This window comes from Mesorhizobium sp. WSM4832 (genome assembly GCF_055811115.1).
The window spans coordinates 627,983-646,621 of record NZ_JBVVQH010000001.1 but is presented as its reverse complement, the minus strand read 5'-3'; the positions used below and the strand labels follow the sequence as shown (position 1 = coordinate 646,621).

Genomic DNA, 18,639 nt, shown 5'->3' with positions numbered 1-18,639 from the left:
GAACAGCTGCCCACGAACCAAACCAGCAGCCAGCCCGATCAACCTCTTGACCCCATGGTCCTCATGTGAGGGGAGAAAGGGAGGTTGTGCCTCACTCCGGCACTTTCCGCACCGCGCCCTTGTCGGCGCTGGTGGCGAAGGCGGCATAGGCGCGCAGCGCCGTGGTTACCTTGCGCTTGCGTTTTTCCGCCGGCTTCCAGGCGTCGGCGCCTTTCGCCGCCATCGCCTTGCGGCGCGCGTCGAGCTCGGCATCGCTGACGGCGAGGCGGATGGTGCGGTTGGGGATGTCGATCTCGATCGTGTCGCCCTCTTGCACCAGCCCGATCGTGCCGCCTTCCGCCGCCTCCGGCGAGACGTGGCCGATCGACAGGCCGGACGTGCCGCCGGAGAAGCGGCCGTCGGTGATCAGCGCGCAGGCTTTGCCGAGGCCCTTCGACTTCAGGTAGCTGGTCGGGTAGAGCATCTCCTGCATGCCGGGGCCGCCGCGCGGCCCCTCGTAGCGGATGACGACGATGTCGCCGGCCTTGATCTCGTTGCCGAGGATCGCCTTGACGCTGGCATCCTGGCTTTCGAACACCCGCGCCGGCCCGGTGAACTTCAGGATCGACTCGTCGACGCCGGCTGTTTTCACGATGCAGCCGTCGAGCGCCAGATTGCCCTTCAGGACGGCAAGGCCGCCATCTTTCGAGAACGGCGTCTTCGCCGAGCGGATGACACCTGTTTCACGGTTCGTGTCGAGCTCATCCCAGCGGCGGTCCTGGCTGAAGGCGACCTGTGTCGGCACGCCGCCAGGTGCTGCCAGGAAGAAGTCGCGGACATTCTGGCTGGTCGTGCGGGAGATGTCCCAATGATCAAGCGCCTCACCGAGGCTTGACGTGTGCACCGTCGGCAGGTCGCGGTTGATGAGGCCTGCTTCGTCGAGCTGGCCGAGGATGGCCATGATGCCGCCGGCGCGGTGGACGTCTTCCATATGGACGTCTGATTTGGCCGGGGCGACCTTGCAAAGCACAGGAACCCGCCGTGACAGCCGGTCGATGTCCTCCATGGTGAAATCGACCTCGCCCTCATGGGCGGCGGCTAGGATGTGCAGCACCGTGTTGGTCGAGCCGCCCATGGCGATGTCGAGCGTCATGGCGTTCTCGAAGGCGCCCTTGGAGGCGATGCTGCGCGGAAGTGCTGTTTCGTCGTCCTGCTCGTAGTAGCGCTGAGCGAGATCGACGACCAGATGGCCGGCCTCGACGAACAGGCGCTTGCGGTCGGCATGGGTAGCCAAGGTCGAGCCGTTGCCGGGTAGCGACAGGCCGAGCGCCTCGGTCAGGCAGTTCATCGAATTGGCGGTGAACATGCCGGAGCAGGAGCCGCAGGTCGGGCACGCCGAGCGCTCGATGACCTTGACGTCCTCGTCGGAGATCTTGTCGTCGGCGGCCGCGACCATGGCGTCGACCAGGTCGAGCGCCTGCGCCTTGCCGGCCAGCACCACCTTGCCGGCCTCCATCGGGCCGCCGGAGACGAAGACGGTGGGGATATTGAGGCGCAGCGAGGCCATCAGCATGCCGGGCGTGATCTTGTCGCAGTTGGAGATGCAGACCATGGCGTCGGCGCAGTGCGCATTGACCATGTATTCGACGGAATCGGCGATGAGCTCGCGCGACGGCAGCGAATAGAGCATGCCGTCATGGCCCATGGCGATGCCATCATCGACGGCGATGGTGTTGAACTCCTTGGCGACGCCGCCGGCCTTCTCGATCTCGCGCGCGACGAGCTGGCCGAGGTCCTTCAGATGGACATGGCCCGGCACGAACTGGGTGAAGGAGTTGACCACAGCGATGATCGGCTTGCCGAAATCGCTATCCTTCATGCCCGTGGCGCGCCACAGGCCGCGGGCGCCGGCCATGTTACGGCCGTGGGTGGTGGTGCGGGAACGATAGGCAGGCATCGGATTGTCCTTGCTGGCTTGCCGCGCCGTACGCGGCGGGCGGCGCTTAATCTTAGTCGGCAGCGGTTATAGCGGCCACCATCCGGCCTTGCCACAATTTTGCGCTGCGCCAGGTAGCTGGTTGACCAACAACGCTGACTGTAATATAGCCATTTAGGTATATATCCATTTGGCTATTTAATATGAACCAGCTCGACGCCACCTTCGCGGCGCTTTCCGATCCCACGCGACGCGCCATTCTCGCCCGACTCATCGACGGGGAGGCCTCGGTGATGGAACTTGCCGAGCCGTTTGCCATGAGCCAGCCGTCGATCTCGAAACATCTCAAGGTGCTCGAGAATGCAGGGCTGATCTCACGCGGCCGTGATGCGCAGCGCAGGCCATGCCGGCTCGAAGTGAAGCCGCTGGCCGAAGCCACGGAATGGCTGGAGCGCTACCGCAAGATCTGGGAGGGTAATTTCCAGCGGCTGGATGCGCTGCTCGGCGCGCTCAAGGCCCAGCAGGGTTCGGACGAGCCGGGACAATAGGCCCAATGCCTGCGGGCTGGCCGGAAAAGCCGGCGCACTGTCGGATCGGCGCCCGGCTGAACGTCCTTGGGTGAAGCAAGCATAGAGAGGGCATTTGATGAGCACCGCCAGATTGCCAGGCACGACCGTCGCGACGCTGACCGTTACAACCCCCAGCGATCGCGAGATTCGCATAACCCGCGTTTTCGACGCGCCGCGCCCGATGGTGTTCGATTGCTGGACCGTTCCGAGGCTGCTCAAGGGCTGGCTGCATGGCCCGGACGGCTGGCGGCTGGAGGTTTGCAAGATCGACCTCAGGGTGGGCGGCGCGGCACGCTATGTGTGGCGCCATCGTGATGGGCAAGCGATGGGCATGAGCGCCACCTATCGTGCGATCGTGCGGCCGAGCCTGATCGTGGCCGCAGAGTTGTTCGACGAGGACTGGACCGGCGGCGAGGCGCTCGGAACCGTTTCTTTCACCGAGGTCGACGGCAAGACGCTGCTGACGCAAACAATCCTCTACGCATCGCAAGCCGCGCGCGACGGCGCGCTTGGCACCGGCATGACCTCGGGCATGGCCGACAGTTACGCCCAGCTCGATGCTTATCTCGCTTCGCTTCAGGACGCCGTCAAAGGCGCCGCCTGACCCTTCCCCAAGAGAGCACAAAGGAGAAAACAATGCAGAAGATCACCACCTTCCTGTGGTTCAACACCCAGGCCGAAGAGGCGATGAACCACTACATCTCCATTTTCAAGAATTCGAAGGTGCTGAGCGTCACGCGCTGGCCCGAAGGCCATCCTCAGCAGGGCCAGGTGCTGGTCGCCTCGTTCGAGCTCGACGGCGTGACCTTCCAGGCGCTGAACGGCGGGCCGCAATACAAGTTCACCGAAGCGATCTCGCTGTCGATCGACTGCAAGACGCAAGCCGAGGTGGATCATTTCTGGACGAAGCTTACCGAGGGCGGCGAGCCCGGACCTTGCGGCTGGCTGAAGGACAAGTTCGGCGTTTCCTGGCAGGTCGTGCCGGAACAGCTGCCGCGCCTGCTTCAGGATCCCGACCGGGCCAGGGCCGGCCGCGTCATGGACGCCATGATGAAGATGGGCAAGATCGAGATCGACAGGCTGGAAGCGGCGGCGAAGGGGTGAGAGGCCTTCCCTTCTCCCCTTGTGGGAGAAGGAAACTGCGCTTCACGCCGCCTTGTCGCGGACCTGATAGTCCTTGACCGCGGTGAAGCGGATCGCCTTCCAGCGTTCGGCCTCGTAGTTGAGCGAGAAGGCGTGCTGGGCGAGGAACACCGGATCGTTGTCGAGGTCGCGGGCGATGTCGCCACGATGCGCCTCGATGAAGCGCTGCACTTCCGCCTTGTCGTCGGCCGAGATCCAGCGGCAGATCGAGAAACGCGACATCTCGAAATCGACCGGCAGCGTGTATTCGATGTTCAGCCGCTCCTTGAGCACGTCGAGCTGCAGGGCGCCGACGACGCCGACGATAGCCGGCGAACCGTCCTCGGGTGAAAAGAGCTGCACAACACCTTCCTCGGCCATCTGGTGCAGGGCTTCCTTGAGCTTCTTGGCCTTCATCGCGTCGCCAAGGCGCACGCGACGCAGGATTTCCGGGGCGAAGTTCGGCACGCCGCGGAACAGGATCTCCTCGCCCTCGGTCAGCGTGTCGCCGATGCGCAGCGTGCCGTGATTGGGAATGCCGACGACGTCGCCGGCAAAAGCCTCATCGGCGGTGACGCGGGTGCGGGCGAAGAAGAACTGCGGCGCCGACAGGCTCATCGGCTTGCCGGTGCGCACCAGCTTGGCCTTCATGCCGCGCTCCAGCTTGCCCGAGCAGACGCGGACGAAGGCGATGCGGTCGCGATGGTTGGGATCCATGTTGGCCTGGATCTTGAAGACGAAGGAGGTCATCTTGTCCTCCGTCGCCTCGACCGTGCGTTCATCGGCTTCCTGCGCGCGCGGCGGCGGGCCATAGGCGCCAAGCGCCTCGATCAGGTCGCGCACGCCGTAATTGCGCAGCGCCGAGCCGAAATAGACCGGCGTCAGATGGCCTTCGCGGAAGGCGTCGATATCAAGTGGCCGGCAGGCTTCGCGCGCGAGTTCCAGTTCCTCGATGAAGGCTTCGCGCTCATTCTCCGGCAGCAGTCCCGCGACGCGATTGGAATCCGGACCGTTGACAGGGGTACGCTCCTTTTCCTCGTCGCCTTTGCGCACGGCGTTCAGCGCCAGATGGTAGGTGCCCGAAAAGGTCCTGCCGCGGCCGATCGGCCAGGTGACCGGCGCGGTGTCCAGCGCCAGCTTCTGCTCGATCTCGTCGAGGATCTCGAACGGATCGCGGCTCTCGCGGTCCATCTTGTTGACGAAAGTGATGATCGGGATGTCGCGCAGCCGGCAGACCTCGAACAGTTTCAGCGTGCGCGGCTCGATGCCCTTGGCGGCGTCGATGACCATGACGGCCGAATCCACCGCCGACAGCGTGCGATAGGTGTCGTCGGCGAAATCCTCGTGCCCGGGCGTGTCGAGCAGGTTGAAGACGTTGTCGTCATATTCGAAGGTCATCACCGAGGTGACGACCGAGATGCCGCGCTCGCGCTCGATCTTCATCCAGTCGGACCGGGTCTGGATGCGGTCCTTCTTGGCCTTGACCTCGCCGGCAAGCTGGATGGCGCCGCCGAACAGAAGCAGTTTTTCGGTCAGCGTGGTCTTGCCGGCGTCGGGGTGCGCGATGATCGCGAAGGTGCGGCGGCGCGCAACCTCTTCAGGTATGGTTTCGGGCATTTCTTTTAAGGCGTTCCGTGTGACAGGCGGCGCTTCTACCAGTGCGGCGCCGGCCTGTCGACATGGGCGGGCAATACCTCGTACCCGCCGCTCCGGCTCAAGCCGGTTCGGCCGTGCTTTGCGCCCAGGCAATCTGCGGCAACCAGCCGGCAATGGTCTTGCCGATCGTGTCAGGATGGTCTTCCTGCAGATAGTGGGCGCCCTGCCCCAGATCGATGAAGCGGCAGTTTTTCAGCCCGGCCGCGAACTCCCTTGCCGCCTGCGCTGAAATCAGGGCGCCGGGATCGCCGGCGAAAAGCAGCTTTGGATAGGACGAAAGCCGTAGCGCGCGGTGGTCGTGCCCGCTGATCGCGGCGACATCCGCCGGCTGACCTTCGATCGGCAGTTCCCGCGGCAGGCGCAGCACCGGCTTACGCGATTGCGGTGTCGGGAACGGCGCCCGATAGGCCGCCATCTCCTCTTCGCTCAGTGTACGCAGCACCGAGGCCGGCAGCACTTTTTCGACGAAGATATTGTCCTCAAGCACCAGCTTCTCGCCGGCGCCGGGCGTGCGCAACGCCTTGAAGAGCTCGCGCGCCTGGGGACGCTGATGGAAATCCTCCCAGCGCTCGAAGGGACGGATGAATTCCATGAAGACAAGGCCGAGGACGCGTTGCGGCCGTCGCGCCGCGAAATGGAATGCCAGCGCCGTACCCCAGTCCTGGGCGACGATCACCAGATCCTTGATGTCGAGCGCCTCGATGAAGGCATCGAGGTAGCGGACCTGATCGAAGAAGCGATAGTCTATGTCCGGCTTGCCCGAGCGGCCGTAGCCGATCAGATCGGGCGCGATGCAGCGGCCGAAGGGCGCGACATGCGGGATGATGTTGCGCCAGATATAGGCGGACGTTGGATTGCCGTGCAGGAACAACACTGTTGGACCAGCCGTTCCGGCCTCCACATAGGACATGGTGGAATCCAACACCGCCACCTGCGAACGCCGCAAGGTGGCCTGCTGTGCGTCGGTCTTCGAATTCATCGCACTGTCTCCTTCCCAAATACGGTGCTGAAGATGATTTTCTTGAACCGCTCGAGCGGCTCGGGACTGCGCTCGACCTTCATGCGCAGCATGGCGCCCTGCCAGGACGACAGCAGGAAATCGGCGAGGTCCCCGGCATCGAAGGCCGTGGTGATCTCGCCCGCCGCCTGACCCTCGGCGATGCAGGCCGCGAATGGCTGGCGCCAGCGCTCGAAAATGTCGACCAGCCGGAGCCGGAGCGGCTCGCTGTGAACGGCCGTTTCCAGGCTGAGATTGCCGATCATGCAGCCGCGCGCCCAGTCATGCGCTTCGAGCTTCGAGGTGATGACGTCGAGGTAGCGGCGCAGCCTGCCAACAGGCGGCGTGCCGTCAGGCGCCAGCGCATTCTCGACCAGTCCGCTCACATAGGCGAAGTAGCGTTCCAGCACCTCGCCGGCGAACTCCTCCTTGGAAGCAAAATGATTGGTGAAGGAGCCCGGACGGGCGCCGGCCGCGGCGACGATGTCGCGGACGCCGGCTGCGGTGTAGCCGGAATTCCAGATGGTCTGGAAGCCGGCCTCGAGGAGATTTTCGCGGAGTGATCGTCTAGCCATGGCGATATAATACGTACGTACGTATTTATGTCAAGCGCGCAAGTTTGCGTTGGCAAAGCCTCCTGCAAATGGCAGTTGGAAAGTTCACGGGAACAGGATGGAGAGCAGCGTGACGAAACACATCATCGTCATCGGCGCCGGCATCATCGGCGCTTCGATCGCCTGGCATCTGACCAAGGCCGGCGCGCGGGTGACGGTCGTCTCGACAAGCGGCGCCGGCGGTGTCGCGACGCCCAATTCCTTCGCCTGGATCAACGCCAGCTGGGGCAATCCCGAGGTCTATTTCAGGCTGCGCATACGCGCCATGGCCGAATGGAAAAGGTTGGCGAAGGACGTGGCCGGGTTGCCGCTCGCCTGGTGCGGCGGCCTGTGCTTCGACCTGCCTCCGGACAGGCTCGAAGCCTATGCGGCCGAACACTTGTCGTGGGGCTATGGCATCGAGCGCGTCGGCCGTGAGCGGGCCGCGCAGATCGAGCCCAACCTTGTCGATCCCCCTGATTTCGCCGTCTACGTTGCGGAGGAAGGCGTTGCCGAGCCGGTCGCGACCGCAAAGGCGCTGCTCGCCGATGCCGAACAGAGCGGCGCTCGGGTGATCATCGGCGTCGTGGACAGGCTGATCCCATCGGATGGCAAAGTGACCGGCGTGGTCGTTTCGGGCGAAACCGTCGGCGCCGACGAGGTCGTCGTTGCGGCGGGCACCGGCACCCCGGCAATTGCCGCGACAGCCGGCATCAAGCTGCCGCTCGACACGCCGCCGGGCCTCATCGCGCACTCCCGTCCCTACAGGAAATTGCTCAACGGGCTGGTGCATGCCGAGAGACTGCACATGCGCCAGACGGCCGAGGGCCGCATCATCGCCGGTTCGGATTTCGCCGGCAGCGATCCGGGCGAAAACCCTGAAGCCACGGCGCGCGATTTGTTCGCGGCGATGAAGGCGGCGTTGCATGACGCGGACGGACTGGAACTAGACTTCCACACTGTCGGCTACAGGCCGACACCGACCGACGGCTTTCCGATCATCAGCCGCGCCGAAGGCGTAGGCGGCCTCTACATCGCCGTCATGCATTCGGGCATTACCCTGGCGCCGGCCGTCGGCTTGTTTGCCACGCGGGAAATCCTCGAGGGCGAACGCGATGGGCTGTTGGCGCCGTACGGGCTGGAGCGGTTCTCTCAGTAACCCGGTGGTCGGCGAAAGCCGCCGTTGAGTGGCGCAATTGCACTCGCGATAGCAAGCAGCCGCGCTTCCGACCAGTGCCGGCCGACGAGCTGCAAACCGATCGGCAAGCCATGGCTGTCCTGCCCGCAAGGGAATGCGAGCGCCGGGTGACCGGAATAATTGAATACGGCGCCGTGACCCGGCAGCATCCAATAGCCCTCGTCCCTGCCGTTGACCTTGAGCGGGCTGCCCGGCTTGCAATGCGGAAAGGCCGTCGTCATGGCGACCGGGCAAAGCAAGGCGTCGCAGCTTTCGAAGAAACGCTCCCAGGCGAGGATCGACCGGTCGCGGCGGGCGAGCGCCGCGAACCAGTTCGACACCGGCGTCGGCTGCTCCGGCGCTTCCGGCTGGGCGGCTTCGAGCATCATGCCGATCAGTGCGCCGCCTTTGGCGAGATCGTCATGCAGGTCGAGCTTCGGCAACCTTGCCTCCTCCACGGCCGCGCCCGTTGACGCGAGCTGTGCGGCCAGGCTTTCGACGGCCGCACTGATCTCGGCCGCAACCGGAAAGCCCGGGAAAGACCCGGCGAAGGCGATGCGCAACGACTTGAGCTCGAGTTTCGGTATCGCCTCAACCGGCACGGGCGCCAGATCAGTGTCCGCCCCGTCCGGGCCGGCGATGATCCGATAGATCAGCGCCAGATCCTCGATGTTGCGGGCAAGCGGGCCAATACATGACATCAGCCGGACGCTGCGCGGAGTGCCTCCTGGATCAGGGAAGCCGCCGGCCAGCGACACGCGATGTTCGGTCGGCTTCAACCCATAGACGCCGCAGAAGGCGGCAGGCAGGCGGATGGAATCCTGCATGTCGGTGCCGACCTCGAATGGCGTCATACCTGTTGCGACGGCTGCCGCCGCGCCGCCACTGGAGCCGCCCGCGGTGCGATCGAGGCTCCATGGATTGTTGGTGCGGCCGAACAAGGGATTGTCCGACTGCCAGTCGCCCAGCATGGTCGCGACATTGGTCTTGGCCATAAGCACGGCGCCGGCCGCTTTGAGCCTGGCCACGACGGGGCTGTCCTGCCTCGGCACATAGTCGGCAAAAGGCGGGAAGCCGGCGGTGGTCCTGATGCCGGCCGTCTCATGGGCGTCCTTCAGCGTGAAGGGCACACCATGCAGCGGACCGGGCGCGTCGCCGCGTGCCATTGCCTCATCGGCCTGCCGGGCACGCGCCCGCGCCTCTTCCCGATCGAGGATGACAATAGCGTTGATTGCCTGGTTATGCCGGTCGATCCGGGCAAGATGCGCATCGAGCGCCTGGACTGCCGAGATGTTACGTGCGGCAATCGCAGCCGCGAGGTCGATAGCAGAGGAGAAGGCGGGGTCCATGGCGATGCTCCGACTGCTGCGCGCCTTTCCTCAACATGGCGGATTGCGACGCAGCTTCAAGCTGAGTTGAGCATCCAAGGATGGATTGTGCTTGATCGAAATTGCGCCGGCCGATGTGTCAGGTCGGTGCTCTACCGCAGCCTTTGTCTTGGCTAGACGGCCAGCGCCAGTTTCGCGACAGCAGGCGCAAACGGCCGGATCGCCATACTGTCCTTTGTCATGGTGACGAAGCTCGACGGCGGGATCGCCTGCCACTCGCCGCCGTCGCGGTCGAAGGGTTCCGAGACAATGCAGCGGCCACCGTTGCGGAAGGCGGAGGTGTAAAGCGTCGGCGCATGGTCGTCGGTGGCATAGCGAATGGCGTACAGCGCCTCGCCATCGGAAAAGGCCGCCGTCAATTTCAGGGCCGGCTCGATGCCGGCGCGGCGCGAGGCCTCGACGACACGGCCGGTCGCCCGCGACACCGCGCCCTGCGGGTCGCTCGCCAGGCCTTGGTCGATCATCAGGAGGAAGAAGAGCTCGGAATCGGTAGTGCCTTCACGCTGACCGAAGACTTCGTCGGAGAGCGTGTTCTCCAAGGTGCGGCGTATCTTCTCGAAGCCGCCGATCTGGCCGTTATGCATGAACGACCAGCGGCCGGAGATGAAGGGGTGGCAGTTCATGCGGCTGGTGGCGCCGCCGGTGGAGGCGCGCACATGGGCGAGGAACAGGCCGGACTTGATCTGGCGGCAGAGGCTTTTCAAATTGGGATCGGACCAGGCCGGCAGGATGTCGCGATAAAGGCCGGGCTCGGGCCGCTCGCCATACCAGGCGAGGCCGAAGCCGTCGCCATTGGTCGGCGACTTGGCTTCCTGGGCGCAGTGGCTTTGGGCGATCAGCGAGTGGCAGGGCGCGGTGATGATGTCTTCGAGGAAGACCGCTTCACCAAGATAGGCCGCCCACCGGCACATCGCATTCCACCATCTGTCAGGCGCGATCCATCAGAGCCTGAGGCTCTTTCACCGCGTGCGAGCCTCTGTTGTGCGTGCGCTCATAGAGCTCGCGAACGATTCGGCTCGCCGTAGTTTCGAACAGAAACGGCAAGAAAGCGTGAACAAGCGCGGCGCCCGCCGCCATCGACAGGCGCGAACAGAACCAGGCGGCGAACGCCATGTGGCCGAAATAGGTCTCGCCGACCTTGTCCGGGTGAGACGTGAAGAGCGCCGTAAGCCGTGTCGACATGGTGATCCCTCCTGCCGGGATGAGCCCCGATGCTGAGTATCGTGCCACACGGTTTTGGTTCATCGATCCCAAATTGTCCTTGCTTTTGGCTATTTTATGGGACATTCATCCCAATATGTCGACAGAAATCGATGAGGTTGATCGAAGATTGCTGGCCGAGCTGCAGCGCGACGGCACGCTCTCGGTCGACCAGCTGTCGGAGCGGGTGGCGCTGTCGCGCAATGCCTGCTGGCGGCGCGTCAAGCGGCTGGAGGAAGACGGTGTGATCACCGGCCGCGTCGCGCTGGTCGATGCCGACAAGCTGGGACTCGGCCTCTCCGTCTTCATCCTGATCCGCACCTCCAACCATGACCCGGACTGGTTGCAGAAATTCCGTGCGGCGGTGACCGGCTTTGCCGAGATCACCGGCGCCTACCGCATGTCGGGCGACCTCGATTATGTGCTGAGGGCCCGCGTCGCCGACGTGAAGGCTTACGACCGTCTCTACCAGCGGCTGATCGCCAAGGTGCCGCTGTCGGACGTCTCGGCTTCCTTCGTCATGGAGGAGATCAAGGAGACCACCGTGGTGCCGGTGGAACTGCGCTGAGGTAGCGCCAAGGCATCTCAACTTCGTCATCCTCGGGTCTGCGCCGCGTCGCTTCGCTCCTTGCTCCGCCCGTGGATGACGAAGCGATAAGCGTTCTCGCCAATCGCCAAGTAAGCATTCCACCTGCGCAACAACCTTATCGAGACGCCTTCGCTGGAAAACGAAGACATCGTGACGCCTCAAAGAAAGCCTTGGATAGCGTCACGGCCGAATTGACCGAATCGGCATTCGCGCCGATAGGATCGATTTTATGCGCGCAGCTTTCCAAAACTCCTCCGTCATCGGCCCCGCCGTCGGTTTCGTCAGGCTTCCGCATGGCGAAGGCCTGCCGCTGCCGGCCTATGAGAGCACCGGTGCGGCCGGCATGGATTTGCGGGCCGCGGTGCCGGAAGACCGGCCGCTGCTCATCCTGCCCGGAAAGCGGGCCCTGGTGCCGACCGGGCTCGTCCTGGAAATTCCCGAAGGCATGGAAGGCCAGGTGCGGCCACGCTCGGGCCTTGCCTTCAAGCACGGCCTCACCGTGCTCAACTCGCCCGGCACCGTCGACAGCGACTACCGTGGCGAGGTGAAAGTGCTGCTCGTCAATCTAGGCGACGAGGATTTCTCGGTGACGCGCGGCATGCGCATTGCCCAGATCGTCTTTGCGGCGGTGACCCAGGTTGCGGTTGAAGAAAGAGCGCTGGCCGGCGGCACGACGCGCGGCGCCGGCGGATTCGGGTCGACCGGCACCGCTTGAATGGCAATACCCAAACTCGTCATCTTCGACTGCGACGGGGTCCTGGTCGACACCGAGAACCTTGCCAACAGGCGTCTTGCCGAATGGCTCACTGCTGCCGGTTTTACGACCAGCTTCGAATATTGCCGCAAGCATTTTTCCGGCCGCAGCATGGTCTCGGTGCAAAAGGAGATCGAAGAGACGACGGCGGTCAGGCTCGGCGCCGACTTCGTCGAGCGCTGGAATGCCGGCCTGCCGGATTTGTTCGCGCACGGCGTCGAGGCGATCCCCCATGTGCGCGACTTCATCGAGAAGGTGCGCGCGGCCGGCATCGCCTATTGCGTCGCCTCATCGGCGCGGGTCTCGAAGATGCACATCACGCTTGGCCAGACCGGGCTCTTGCCGCTGTTCGAGCATGCCATGTTTTCCTCCACGATGGTCAGTCGAGGCAAGCCGTTCCCGGATCTCTTCCTGCATGCGGCAAAGACGATGGGCTTCGCGCCGACCGACTGCATCGTCATTGAAGACAGCGTCGCAGGCACCCAGGCGGGCATTGCCGCCGGCATGCGTGTGTTCTCCTACTATGCCGATCCGTTCTCCGATCGCGACGGCCTGGCGGCGGCCGGCGGCATCCTGTTCGACGACATGCGGGAACTCGCGGGACTCGTGCCGATCCGCTGATCGCAGCCGGATGCACGCCTTGGAATGCCGTGCTAGCGTGCGACGTTCGAGGGGGCTTCCATATGGTTGCCGGGCTGTTTCGCTTCATCTTTGCCTGCCTGCTGCTTCCCTGGCTATGGACGGCCGCGCAGGCCCAGGCCGTCAGCTTCCCGGAACTGAACAGCGCCGTTCCCGGACAGCAGGACGTCACCTATCTCGACCTTGCCAAGATGGTCGTTCCCGATCTGACGGCAGGCGATGACGGTTTTTACAAGGGCAGCGCGCCGATCGAGATGCGCGACATCCTCGGTCGCGACGACGGCGGCTCGCCGCCCGAAAGCGTCAACCTGCCGAATGCGGCCGTTCTTCCAATCAGGGCCGGCGGCAAGGACCGGCTGACGATGCTTTTCGACCTCGGCCAGGCGCAAGACAGCGCCGAAGGGTTCGCCGTGCTGGCGCTCTACGATCTCACCGGCAGGCCGAAGCTGCTCGACGCCGTCAACGTCGGAACCGACCAGAGCACCTATTTTCGCGATCCGGGAAAGCTCGCGGTCAGTCCCGGCGACGACGTGCTCGTCACCATGAGCACGCACTTCAATTCGAACCAGGGATATGTCGGCACGATCCTTATCCTGGTTCGAAACGACCGCTTCGAGCCGATCGACCAGATCGAAACATTCGACGAGAATGTCTGCGCCTACAAACGGACACAGGATCTTTCATTCCAGACGCCCGGCGACAAGGAACCCTACGCGGCGATCACGGTGACCGTGACCGACGCCACCAAGCCGAGCGGTGTGACCTGCGAGGAGCCGGCGCCCAAGGCCGTCTCGCACGACATCTCGGTCACCTATCGCTGGCATCAAGCCAGGTCGCGCTACGTTCGCAATTCCGACGCCTTCGAGAAATTGTCAGCAGAAAACGCCAAACGCTTCTAAACAGCCGCATTCATTTGCCCGGCTCGAACGGCCGCGATAAATTCCCGGTACGACCCCACTCGTGATTGAGGATCCACCATGGACAAGGGCAAGATTTTTCGCGACCTGCATGCCTCCACCTTCGTCATGCCCAACCCCTGGGATATCGGCACGACCAAGCTTCTGGCTTCCTTCGGTTTCAAGGCGCTGGCGACGACCAGCGCCGGCTTCGCCTTCTCGCGCGGCCTGCCGGACGGCGCCGTGACCTTCGAGGCAATGATCCACCATTGCCGCGACGTGACCGCGGCAACCGACCTGCCGGTTTCGGCCGATCTCGAACGCGGCAAGGGTGACAGCCCCGAGCAGGCGGCCGAGACCATCTTCGCGGCCGAGGCCGCCGGTCTCGCCGGCTGCTCGATCGAGGACCATACGGGCGACCCCGCCAATCCGATCTACGATTTCTCGCTGGCGACCGAACGCGTCGCGGCCGCCGTCGAGGCCGCCCGGGCGCTCAAGCACGATTTCGTCTTCACCGCGCGAGCCGAGAATTTCCTCTGGGGCAAGACCGACCTCGACGACACCGTCAAGCGGCTGCAGGCCTTCGAGAAAGCCGGCGCCGATGTGCTTTATGCGCCGGGCATCAGCGATGTCGAAATGGTGCGCACGATGTGCTCGTCGATGAGCCGGCCGGTCAATGTGATGGCCCGCCCCGGTTTCACCATCGCCGACCTTGCCATGGCCGGCGTAAGGCGCGTCTCGCTCGGACCGTGGCTGGCCAATTTCGCCTATGGCATGCTGGAGACGGCGGCGCGCGAGATCCAGCAGGACGGCACCTTCGGCTTCACCCGGGCGGCAATGCCGTTCGGCAAGCTGCAGGCGCTGTTCCGTGGCGGCGGCACCGAACAGGACTAAACCGGCTCCCGCGCTGCGACCGCCTTGTGCAGGTGCACCATCATTGCGGCCGCGAAAAGCGGCGTCAGAAGGTTGAGCAGCGGCACGGCGAGGAACACGGCAATGAAGAGCCCGGCCAGGAACACCGTGCCGGCATATTTGCGGCGCAGCGCCTTGGCCTCGGCCTCGGGGCGAAAACGCATGGCGGCGAACTCGAAGAATTCCCGGCCGAGCAGATAGCCGTTGACGATGAAGAAGGCGGCAATGTTGACGCCCGGCACCAGAAGCAGCAGCAGCGCGACGATGTTGCCGAGGACGACCACGCCGAAGAATTTGATGGCCAGCGCAAGCGAATGCAGCGCCGGCACGGAGCGGCCGGGCGGATCGTTGGGATAGTCGCTACGCTCGACCACTTCGGCAACGTCGTCGAGGAACAGACCGGCGACGATTGCCGTGACCGGGGCGATGAGCAAAGCCATCCCCACAGCCAGAACGATGCCGGCGATGATGCCGCCCAGCCATCCGGCCCAGGACGGCAGGCCGGGCAGCAGCGCCTGCAGCCATGGCCAGGCCAGCCATTCGAGCAGGCTCTCGAGGCCGAGCCAAAGCGCGACAAGGGCGAGCAGCGTCAGCCCCAGCGTCTTCAAGAAGACGGAGCGGAATTCAGGCGAGAACAGCCGGCTGGCGGCGGCGCGGGCGGCGTCTAGGATCACGGCGGGTCCAGGCTCTCATCGAGAAACGACACGCCGAGATAGGCTGCGACGGCGGCCGGCGCAACTATTGCGCCCGAGCGTGGTTCAACGGAGGCTATAGCGAGATTGCCGAACCTGACCGTTCACGCTTTTCCTGGAATTGCTCTGGCCCGCCGTGCGGGAATGGTCATGGCCGCGACGCCGGCGACGACAAAACCCATGCCGACCCAGGCCGCCGGTCCCAGGCTTTCGCCAAGAAAGACGGCGCCGATGCCGACGCCGATCGGCACGCGCAGATATGCTTGCGAGGTGGTGCCGACCGAGCCCAGCGTATGGATCAGGCGGAAATAGATGACGAAGGCCAGCGCCGTCGAAAAAACCGACAGCCCGAGCAAGGCCAGGATCGAAGCGGACGACGGCGCAAGCGTCCACGGCCGGTCGACGATCAGGCTGAGCGGCACAAGCATCACCGCGCCGCAAAGCATCGAGCCCGCGGCGGGCAGCATCGGATCGAGGCCCCTGAAGCCACGGCCGAAGATCGCCGCCCCGGCATAGGAGATCGTTGCAATGATGATTGCAAGCTGCGCCCACAATTGATGGCCAAGCCCGCCAAGCGCCTCGGTGCCGATGATCAGGCAGATGCCGACGATGCCGGCGCCGACGCCAACCAGCTTGCGCGCCGTGACGGGCTCATGGCGCGTGATCAACGCCGTCAGCAGGAAGGTGAAGATCGGCGAGGTCGAATTGAGGATGGTGGCAAGGCCGGCATCGACGGAGCGTTCGGCAGCGGCGATCAGCGTGAACGGCACGACGCTGTTGAGGCAGGCCTGGAAGGCGAACCGGCGCCAGGTTGCCGCATCTGTCGGCATGGCAAGGCCGCGCCAGCGAATGACGATGAAGAGAATAACCCCGGCGATCAACGTGCGGGCGGCGATGAAGGTCACGGGCGGGATCGTCTCGACGCCGATCTTGATGAAGGTGTACGAAGCGCCCCACAACACCGCCAGCACGCCAAGCAGCGCGAGGTCGGTGGACATTTCGGTCTTCTCGGACATTTTACGGTTGTGCCTTCAGCCTGTTGCCGCAGCGATCCGCTTCTAGCGCTCGGCGAGGCGCAAATGTTTCGATCGCGACCGAATGATAGTCGCCTGTGCTGCAGCTGATATGGGCCAGTTGAATCGGAACACTGCCGCAGCCGGCGAACAATCGGCGCCGAGGCCGGCATCGCGGAAGGCAGTGGCGATTTTCGGGGTAGGCAAAGTGGCGGCAACTAGCTAGACCCGCGCCCGGCCGGCATGCCAGATAGCCGGATGGGTTCTTGGCGGAGATTTTGATGCCGGAATATGACGTGCTTTGCATCGGCAATGCCATTGTCGACATCATCGCGCAATGCGATGAGGCTTTTCTCGAGACCAACGGTATCATCAAGGGCGCGATGAACCTCATCGACGCCAGGCGCGCCGAACTGCTCTACAGCCGCATGGGACCGGCGATCGAGGCTTCCGGCGGCAGCGCCGGCAACACCGCGGCCGGTGTGGCCAGTCTCGGCGGACGGGCCGCCTTCTTCGGCAAGGTTTCCAACGACGCGCTGGGCGAAATCTACACGCACGACATCCACGCCCAGGGCGTGGCCTTCGATACCGGGCCGCTGGAGGGCGAACCGCCGACGGCGCGCTCGATGATCTTCGTCACGCCCGACGGCGAGCGTTCGATGAACACCTATCTCGGCGCCTGCGTCGAGCTTGGCCCCGAGGATGTCGAGGCCGACAAGGCCGCCGGCGCCAAGGTGACCTATTTCGAGGGCTATCTCTGGGATCCGCCGCGCGCCAAGGAGGCCATCCGCCAGACAGCGAAGCTGGCGCATGCGGCGGGCCGCGAAGTATCGATGACGCTGTCTGATTCCTTTTGCGTCGACCGCTACCGCGACGAGTTCCTCGAGCTGATGCGTTCGGGCACCGTCGACATCGTCTTTGCCAACAGCCACGAGATCAAGTCGCTCTACCAGACCGCGTCCTTCGAGGAGGCGCTGGCCGCCATCCGCAAGGATTGCAGAATAGCCGCCGTCACCCGCTCGGAAAAAGGCTCGGTGATCGTGCGCGGCGAGGAAACCGTCACCATCCAGGCGACAAGGATCAAGGAGCTGGTCGACACGACCGGCGCCGGCGATCTCTATGCCGCCGGCTTCCTTTACGGCTACACGACCGGACGCAGCCTCAAGGATTGCGGCGATCTCGGCTCGCTGGCGGCCGGGCTGGTGATCCAGCAGATCGGCCCGCGTCCGCGCCAAAACCTGCGTCGCGAGGCCGAGCAAGCCGGGCTGCTGTAGCGCCTCTTACCTCTCCCTCACATGAGAGGAAAGGGAAGAGGCGCTAACTGTCGCACGCCTGTCACAGAGCGCTCCTACAGGCAGCGTGGGGCATGCCGCGACTGACATTTCGGCACGCCAAACCAGGGGTGTGAAGATGCAAGCCTGCAAGCTGCCGGGCCGCGGCGTCCGTTGCTGCCGCGATTTCAATTTTCCGCTATAGATTTCAGCAACCGCCGGCGCCTGGGGAGGAGCGCGGGCCACAAGACAGATTCATGAGCAGATTCCAGGACCCGTCCGACGGGATTTCACAAGAGGCGTTGGCAGGCCTTATGGCCGAAGCAGTGCAACAGGCGCTGATGGAGCACGGTGTCCTGCTGGATGCCGAGGCGCTGGCATCAGCCGGCAAGATCGCCGGCCATGTGGCAGCCGCCCTCCCCTTCCTGCCGCCGGCACAGCGCCTTGCAATCGGTTCCTTCAAGGGTGAGTGGACCGGCCTTGCCGCCGATTTCTTCCGCGTGATGACGGACAAGATCACCAGCGACGGTCCGGCCTTATCCGACCGCGCGCCACCGAAACCGGAAACAGCAAGGCCGACGGCCCAGCAGATCGCCGAGCGGGCCGCGGACCTGCAATCGATGCTGATCGAGGATTGGGCCGGCGAGGTCGCCGGCTCGACCTATCTGGAAGAGAAGCTCCGCATCCCGCGTTCCACGCTGCATCGCTGGCAAAGGCGGGGCGAGGTCGTTGCGCTACGCAAGGGCGGCCGCAAGCATGTCTTCCCATTGGCCCAGTTCGTCGACGGCAGGCCGGTTCTGGGAATCAGCGACGTGCTGGTGGCGATCGCCAGTCCGCGGCTTGCCTGGTTCTGGCTGAGCCGGCCTTCGCCCGAGCTCGATGGCCGTGTCCCCATCGAGATGTTGAGGAAAGACATGGTCGAGGACGTGGTCGGCGCCGCCCGCATGCTGTCCTGACCCCTGTCTCCAGGAGTCAATTTTTCCATGTTTATCCGCGATTTTAGATTTTATTCGGCAAACTATCCGCCACAAAACTGTAATAATTGGCACATTTGGCACATTGCGGTGAATTCCTGACGTTTATATTGTATAGATTGTGCAATATGTCCCAATCTTTACAAATATATGACGTGATATTTGGGCAACAAGACCTTTATAAGAGTCAAAAAGCCGCCATTCGGACACAATCTCTGTTGTGCGCCACCGCCGATTAAGCCATGTCCAAGGCGAAGAAGCGGCGCCGGTGCGCGCACCTTT

20 protein-coding genes are annotated in these 18,639 nt (G+C 64.1%); 11 read left to right on the top strand and 9 right to left on the bottom strand.

Annotated features, from left to right (window positions below):
• Positions 1-91 precede the first annotated feature (91 nt).
• Positions 92-1,936: a dihydroxy-acid dehydratase gene (gene ilvD / locus AC0L2L_RS03065; protein ID WP_473576073.1), complete on the bottom strand. Its 1,845-nt coding sequence runs from the start codon at positions 1,934-1,936 to the stop codon at positions 92-94.
• 182 nt (positions 1,937-2,118) lie between these two features.
• Here ilvD and AC0L2L_RS03060 point away from each other — a divergent pair, with 182 nt between their 5' ends.
• From AC0L2L_RS03060 to AC0L2L_RS03050, 3 genes are all read left to right on the top strand, one after another.
• Positions 2,119-2,463, top strand: coding sequence for an ArsR/SmtB family transcription factor (locus tag AC0L2L_RS03060; RefSeq protein ID WP_473576071.1), 345 nt, complete (start codon positions 2,119-2,121; stop codon positions 2,461-2,463).
• Positions 2,464-2,560: 97 nt separating this feature from the next.
• Positions 2,561-3,088 carry an SRPBCC family protein gene (locus AC0L2L_RS03055; protein ID WP_473576070.1) on the top strand — a complete coding sequence of 176 codons (528 nt, stop codon included), beginning with the start codon at positions 2,561-2,563 and terminating at the stop codon, positions 3,086-3,088.
• A gap of 32 nt (positions 3,089-3,120) precedes the next feature.
• Positions 3,121-3,588, top strand: a complete 468-nt coding sequence (locus AC0L2L_RS03050; RefSeq protein WP_473576068.1) for a VOC family protein — start codon at positions 3,121-3,123, stop codon at positions 3,586-3,588.
• 42 nt (positions 3,589-3,630) lie between these two features.
• On the opposite strand, the gene AC0L2L_RS03045 is transcribed toward AC0L2L_RS03050, so the two are convergent.
• From AC0L2L_RS03045 to AC0L2L_RS03035, 3 genes are all read right to left on the bottom strand, one after another.
• Entirely contained in the window at positions 3,631-5,223 is a 1,593-nt protein-coding gene (locus AC0L2L_RS03045) for a peptide chain release factor 3 (protein ID WP_473576066.1), read from the bottom strand.
• A gap of 97 nt (positions 5,224-5,320) precedes the next feature.
• The gene (locus tag AC0L2L_RS03040; protein ID WP_473576065.1) at positions 5,321-6,241 is read right to left on the bottom strand and encodes a haloalkane dehalogenase; all 921 of its coding nucleotides are present in this window, start codon (positions 6,239-6,241) and stop codon (positions 5,321-5,323) included.
• The gene (locus tag AC0L2L_RS03035) at positions 6,238-6,834 is read right to left on the bottom strand and encodes a TetR/AcrR family transcriptional regulator (protein ID WP_473576063.1); all 597 of its coding nucleotides are present in this window, start codon (positions 6,832-6,834) and stop codon (positions 6,238-6,240) included. The genes AC0L2L_RS03040 and AC0L2L_RS03035 overlap by 4 nt, the downstream gene beginning before the upstream one ends.
• A 97-nt stretch (positions 6,835-6,931) precedes the next feature.
• On the opposite strand from AC0L2L_RS03035, the gene AC0L2L_RS03030 reads away from it, so the two are divergent.
• A complete protein-coding gene (locus AC0L2L_RS03030) occupies positions 6,932-8,011 on the top strand; it encodes an NAD(P)/FAD-dependent oxidoreductase (RefSeq protein ID WP_473576062.1) in 1,080 nt (359 codons plus the stop codon).
• On the opposite strand, the gene AC0L2L_RS03025 is transcribed toward AC0L2L_RS03030, so the two are convergent.
• From AC0L2L_RS03025 to AC0L2L_RS03015, 3 genes are all read right to left on the bottom strand, one after another.
• Positions 8,005-9,378 carry an amidase gene (locus tag AC0L2L_RS03025; protein WP_473576060.1) on the bottom strand — a complete coding sequence of 458 codons (1,374 nt, stop codon included), beginning with the start codon at positions 9,376-9,378 and terminating at the stop codon, positions 8,005-8,007. The genes AC0L2L_RS03030 and AC0L2L_RS03025 overlap by 7 nt on opposite strands.
• A gap of 152 nt (positions 9,379-9,530) precedes the next feature.
• Positions 9,531-10,328: a class II glutamine amidotransferase gene (locus AC0L2L_RS03020; RefSeq protein WP_473576059.1), complete on the bottom strand. Its 798-nt coding sequence runs from the start codon at positions 10,326-10,328 to the stop codon at positions 9,531-9,533.
• A 16-nt stretch (positions 10,329-10,344) separates the two neighbouring features.
• Positions 10,345-10,599, bottom strand: coding sequence for a DUF6356 family protein (locus AC0L2L_RS03015; RefSeq protein ID WP_473576109.1), 255 nt, complete (start codon positions 10,597-10,599; stop codon positions 10,345-10,347).
• Positions 10,600-10,714: 115 nt separating this feature from the next.
• On the opposite strand from AC0L2L_RS03015, the gene AC0L2L_RS03010 reads away from it, so the two are divergent.
• The 5 genes from AC0L2L_RS03010 (at position 10,715) to AC0L2L_RS02990 (ending at position 14,389) form a co-directional block, all read left to right on the top strand.
• On the top strand, positions 10,715-11,185 hold the full coding sequence (locus tag AC0L2L_RS03010) for an Lrp/AsnC family transcriptional regulator (RefSeq protein ID WP_473576057.1): 471 nt from the start codon (positions 10,715-10,717) through the stop codon (positions 11,183-11,185).
• A 250-nt stretch (positions 11,186-11,435) separates the two neighbouring features.
• On the top strand, positions 11,436-11,921 hold the full coding sequence (dut, locus tag AC0L2L_RS03005; RefSeq protein ID WP_473576055.1) for a dUTP diphosphatase: 486 nt from the start codon (positions 11,436-11,438) through the stop codon (positions 11,919-11,921).
• A complete protein-coding gene (locus AC0L2L_RS03000) occupies positions 11,922-12,581 on the top strand; it encodes an HAD family hydrolase (protein ID WP_473576053.1) in 660 nt (219 codons plus the stop codon).
• A 62-nt stretch (positions 12,582-12,643) separates the two neighbouring features.
• On the top strand, positions 12,644-13,498 hold the full coding sequence (locus AC0L2L_RS02995) for a hypothetical protein (protein WP_473576051.1): 855 nt from the start codon (positions 12,644-12,646) through the stop codon (positions 13,496-13,498).
• A gap of 78 nt (positions 13,499-13,576) precedes the next feature.
• Positions 13,577-14,389 (top strand): isocitrate lyase/PEP mutase family protein, encoded by an 813-nt coding sequence (locus AC0L2L_RS02990; RefSeq protein WP_473576049.1) that lies wholly within the window; start codon positions 13,577-13,579, stop codon positions 14,387-14,389.
• Here AC0L2L_RS02990 and AC0L2L_RS02985 read toward each other — a convergent pair.
• Positions 14,386-15,081, bottom strand: coding sequence for a sulfate transporter family protein (locus AC0L2L_RS02985; RefSeq protein ID WP_473576047.1), 696 nt, complete (start codon positions 15,079-15,081; stop codon positions 14,386-14,388). The two genes, AC0L2L_RS02990 and AC0L2L_RS02985, sit on opposite strands and share 4 nt — an antisense overlap.
• 122 nt (positions 15,082-15,203) lie before the next feature.
• A complete protein-coding gene (locus tag AC0L2L_RS02980; protein ID WP_473576046.1) occupies positions 15,204-16,097 on the bottom strand; it encodes an EamA family transporter in 894 nt (297 codons plus the stop codon).
• Positions 16,098-16,393: 296 nt separating this feature from the next.
• On the opposite strand from AC0L2L_RS02980, the gene AC0L2L_RS02975 reads away from it, so the two are divergent.
• Complete coding sequence (locus AC0L2L_RS02975) at positions 16,394-17,386, top strand: adenosine kinase (protein ID WP_473576044.1); 993 nt, start codon at positions 16,394-16,396, stop codon at positions 17,384-17,386.
• Between the two features lie 254 nt (positions 17,387-17,640).
• Entirely contained in the window at positions 17,641-18,339 is a 699-nt protein-coding gene (locus AC0L2L_RS02970) for an antitoxin Xre/MbcA/ParS-like domain-containing protein (RefSeq protein WP_473576043.1), read from the top strand.
• The last annotated feature ends 300 nt before the right edge of the window (positions 18,340-18,639 follow it).

Bases quoted from the DNA above. Each gene is read 5' to 3' on its own strand.
- ilvD (WP_473576073.1), bottom strand. From the start codon at position 1,936: ATGCCTGCCTATCGTTCCCGCACCACCACCCACGGCCGTAACATGGCC.
- AC0L2L_RS03060 (WP_473576071.1), top strand. From the start codon at position 2,119: ATGAACCAGCTCGACGCCACCTTCGCGGCGCTTTCCGATCCCACGCGA.
- AC0L2L_RS03055 (WP_473576070.1), top strand. From the start codon at position 2,561: ATGAGCACCGCCAGATTGCCAGGCACGACCGTCGCGACGCTGACCGTT.
- AC0L2L_RS03050 (WP_473576068.1), top strand. From the start codon at position 3,121: ATGCAGAAGATCACCACCTTCCTGTGGTTCAACACCCAGGCCGAAGAG.
- AC0L2L_RS03045 (WP_473576066.1), bottom strand. From the start codon at position 5,223: ATGCCCGAAACCATACCTGAAGAGGTTGCGCGCCGCCGCACCTTCGCG.
- AC0L2L_RS03040 (WP_473576065.1), bottom strand. From the start codon at position 6,241: ATGAATTCGAAGACCGACGCACAGCAGGCCACCTTGCGGCGTTCGCAG.
- AC0L2L_RS03035 (WP_473576063.1), bottom strand. From the start codon at position 6,834: ATGGCTAGACGATCACTCCGCGAAAATCTCCTCGAGGCCGGCTTCCAG.
- AC0L2L_RS03030 (WP_473576062.1), top strand. From the start codon at position 6,932: ATGGAGAGCAGCGTGACGAAACACATCATCGTCATCGGCGCCGGCATC.
- AC0L2L_RS03025 (WP_473576060.1), bottom strand. From the start codon at position 9,378: ATGGACCCCGCCTTCTCCTCTGCTATCGACCTCGCGGCTGCGATTGCC.
- AC0L2L_RS03020 (WP_473576059.1), bottom strand. From the start codon at position 10,328: ATGTGCCGGTGGGCGGCCTATCTTGGTGAAGCGGTCTTCCTCGAAGAC.
- AC0L2L_RS03015 (WP_473576109.1), bottom strand. From the start codon at position 10,599: ATGTCGACACGGCTTACGGCGCTCTTCACGTCTCACCCGGACAAGGTC.
- AC0L2L_RS03010 (WP_473576057.1), top strand. From the start codon at position 10,715: ATGTCGACAGAAATCGATGAGGTTGATCGAAGATTGCTGGCCGAGCTG.
- dut (WP_473576055.1), top strand. From the start codon at position 11,436: ATGCGCGCAGCTTTCCAAAACTCCTCCGTCATCGGCCCCGCCGTCGGT.
- AC0L2L_RS03000 (WP_473576053.1), top strand. From the start codon at position 11,922: ATGGCAATACCCAAACTCGTCATCTTCGACTGCGACGGGGTCCTGGTC.
- AC0L2L_RS02995 (WP_473576051.1), top strand. From the start codon at position 12,644: ATGGTTGCCGGGCTGTTTCGCTTCATCTTTGCCTGCCTGCTGCTTCCC.
- AC0L2L_RS02990 (WP_473576049.1), top strand. From the start codon at position 13,577: ATGGACAAGGGCAAGATTTTTCGCGACCTGCATGCCTCCACCTTCGTC.
- AC0L2L_RS02980 (WP_473576046.1), bottom strand. From the start codon at position 16,097: ATGTCCACCGACCTCGCGCTGCTTGGCGTGCTGGCGGTGTTGTGGGGC.
- AC0L2L_RS02975 (WP_473576044.1), top strand. From the start codon at position 16,394: ATGCCGGAATATGACGTGCTTTGCATCGGCAATGCCATTGTCGACATC.
- AC0L2L_RS02970 (WP_473576043.1), top strand. From the start codon at position 17,641: ATGAGCAGATTCCAGGACCCGTCCGACGGGATTTCACAAGAGGCGTTG.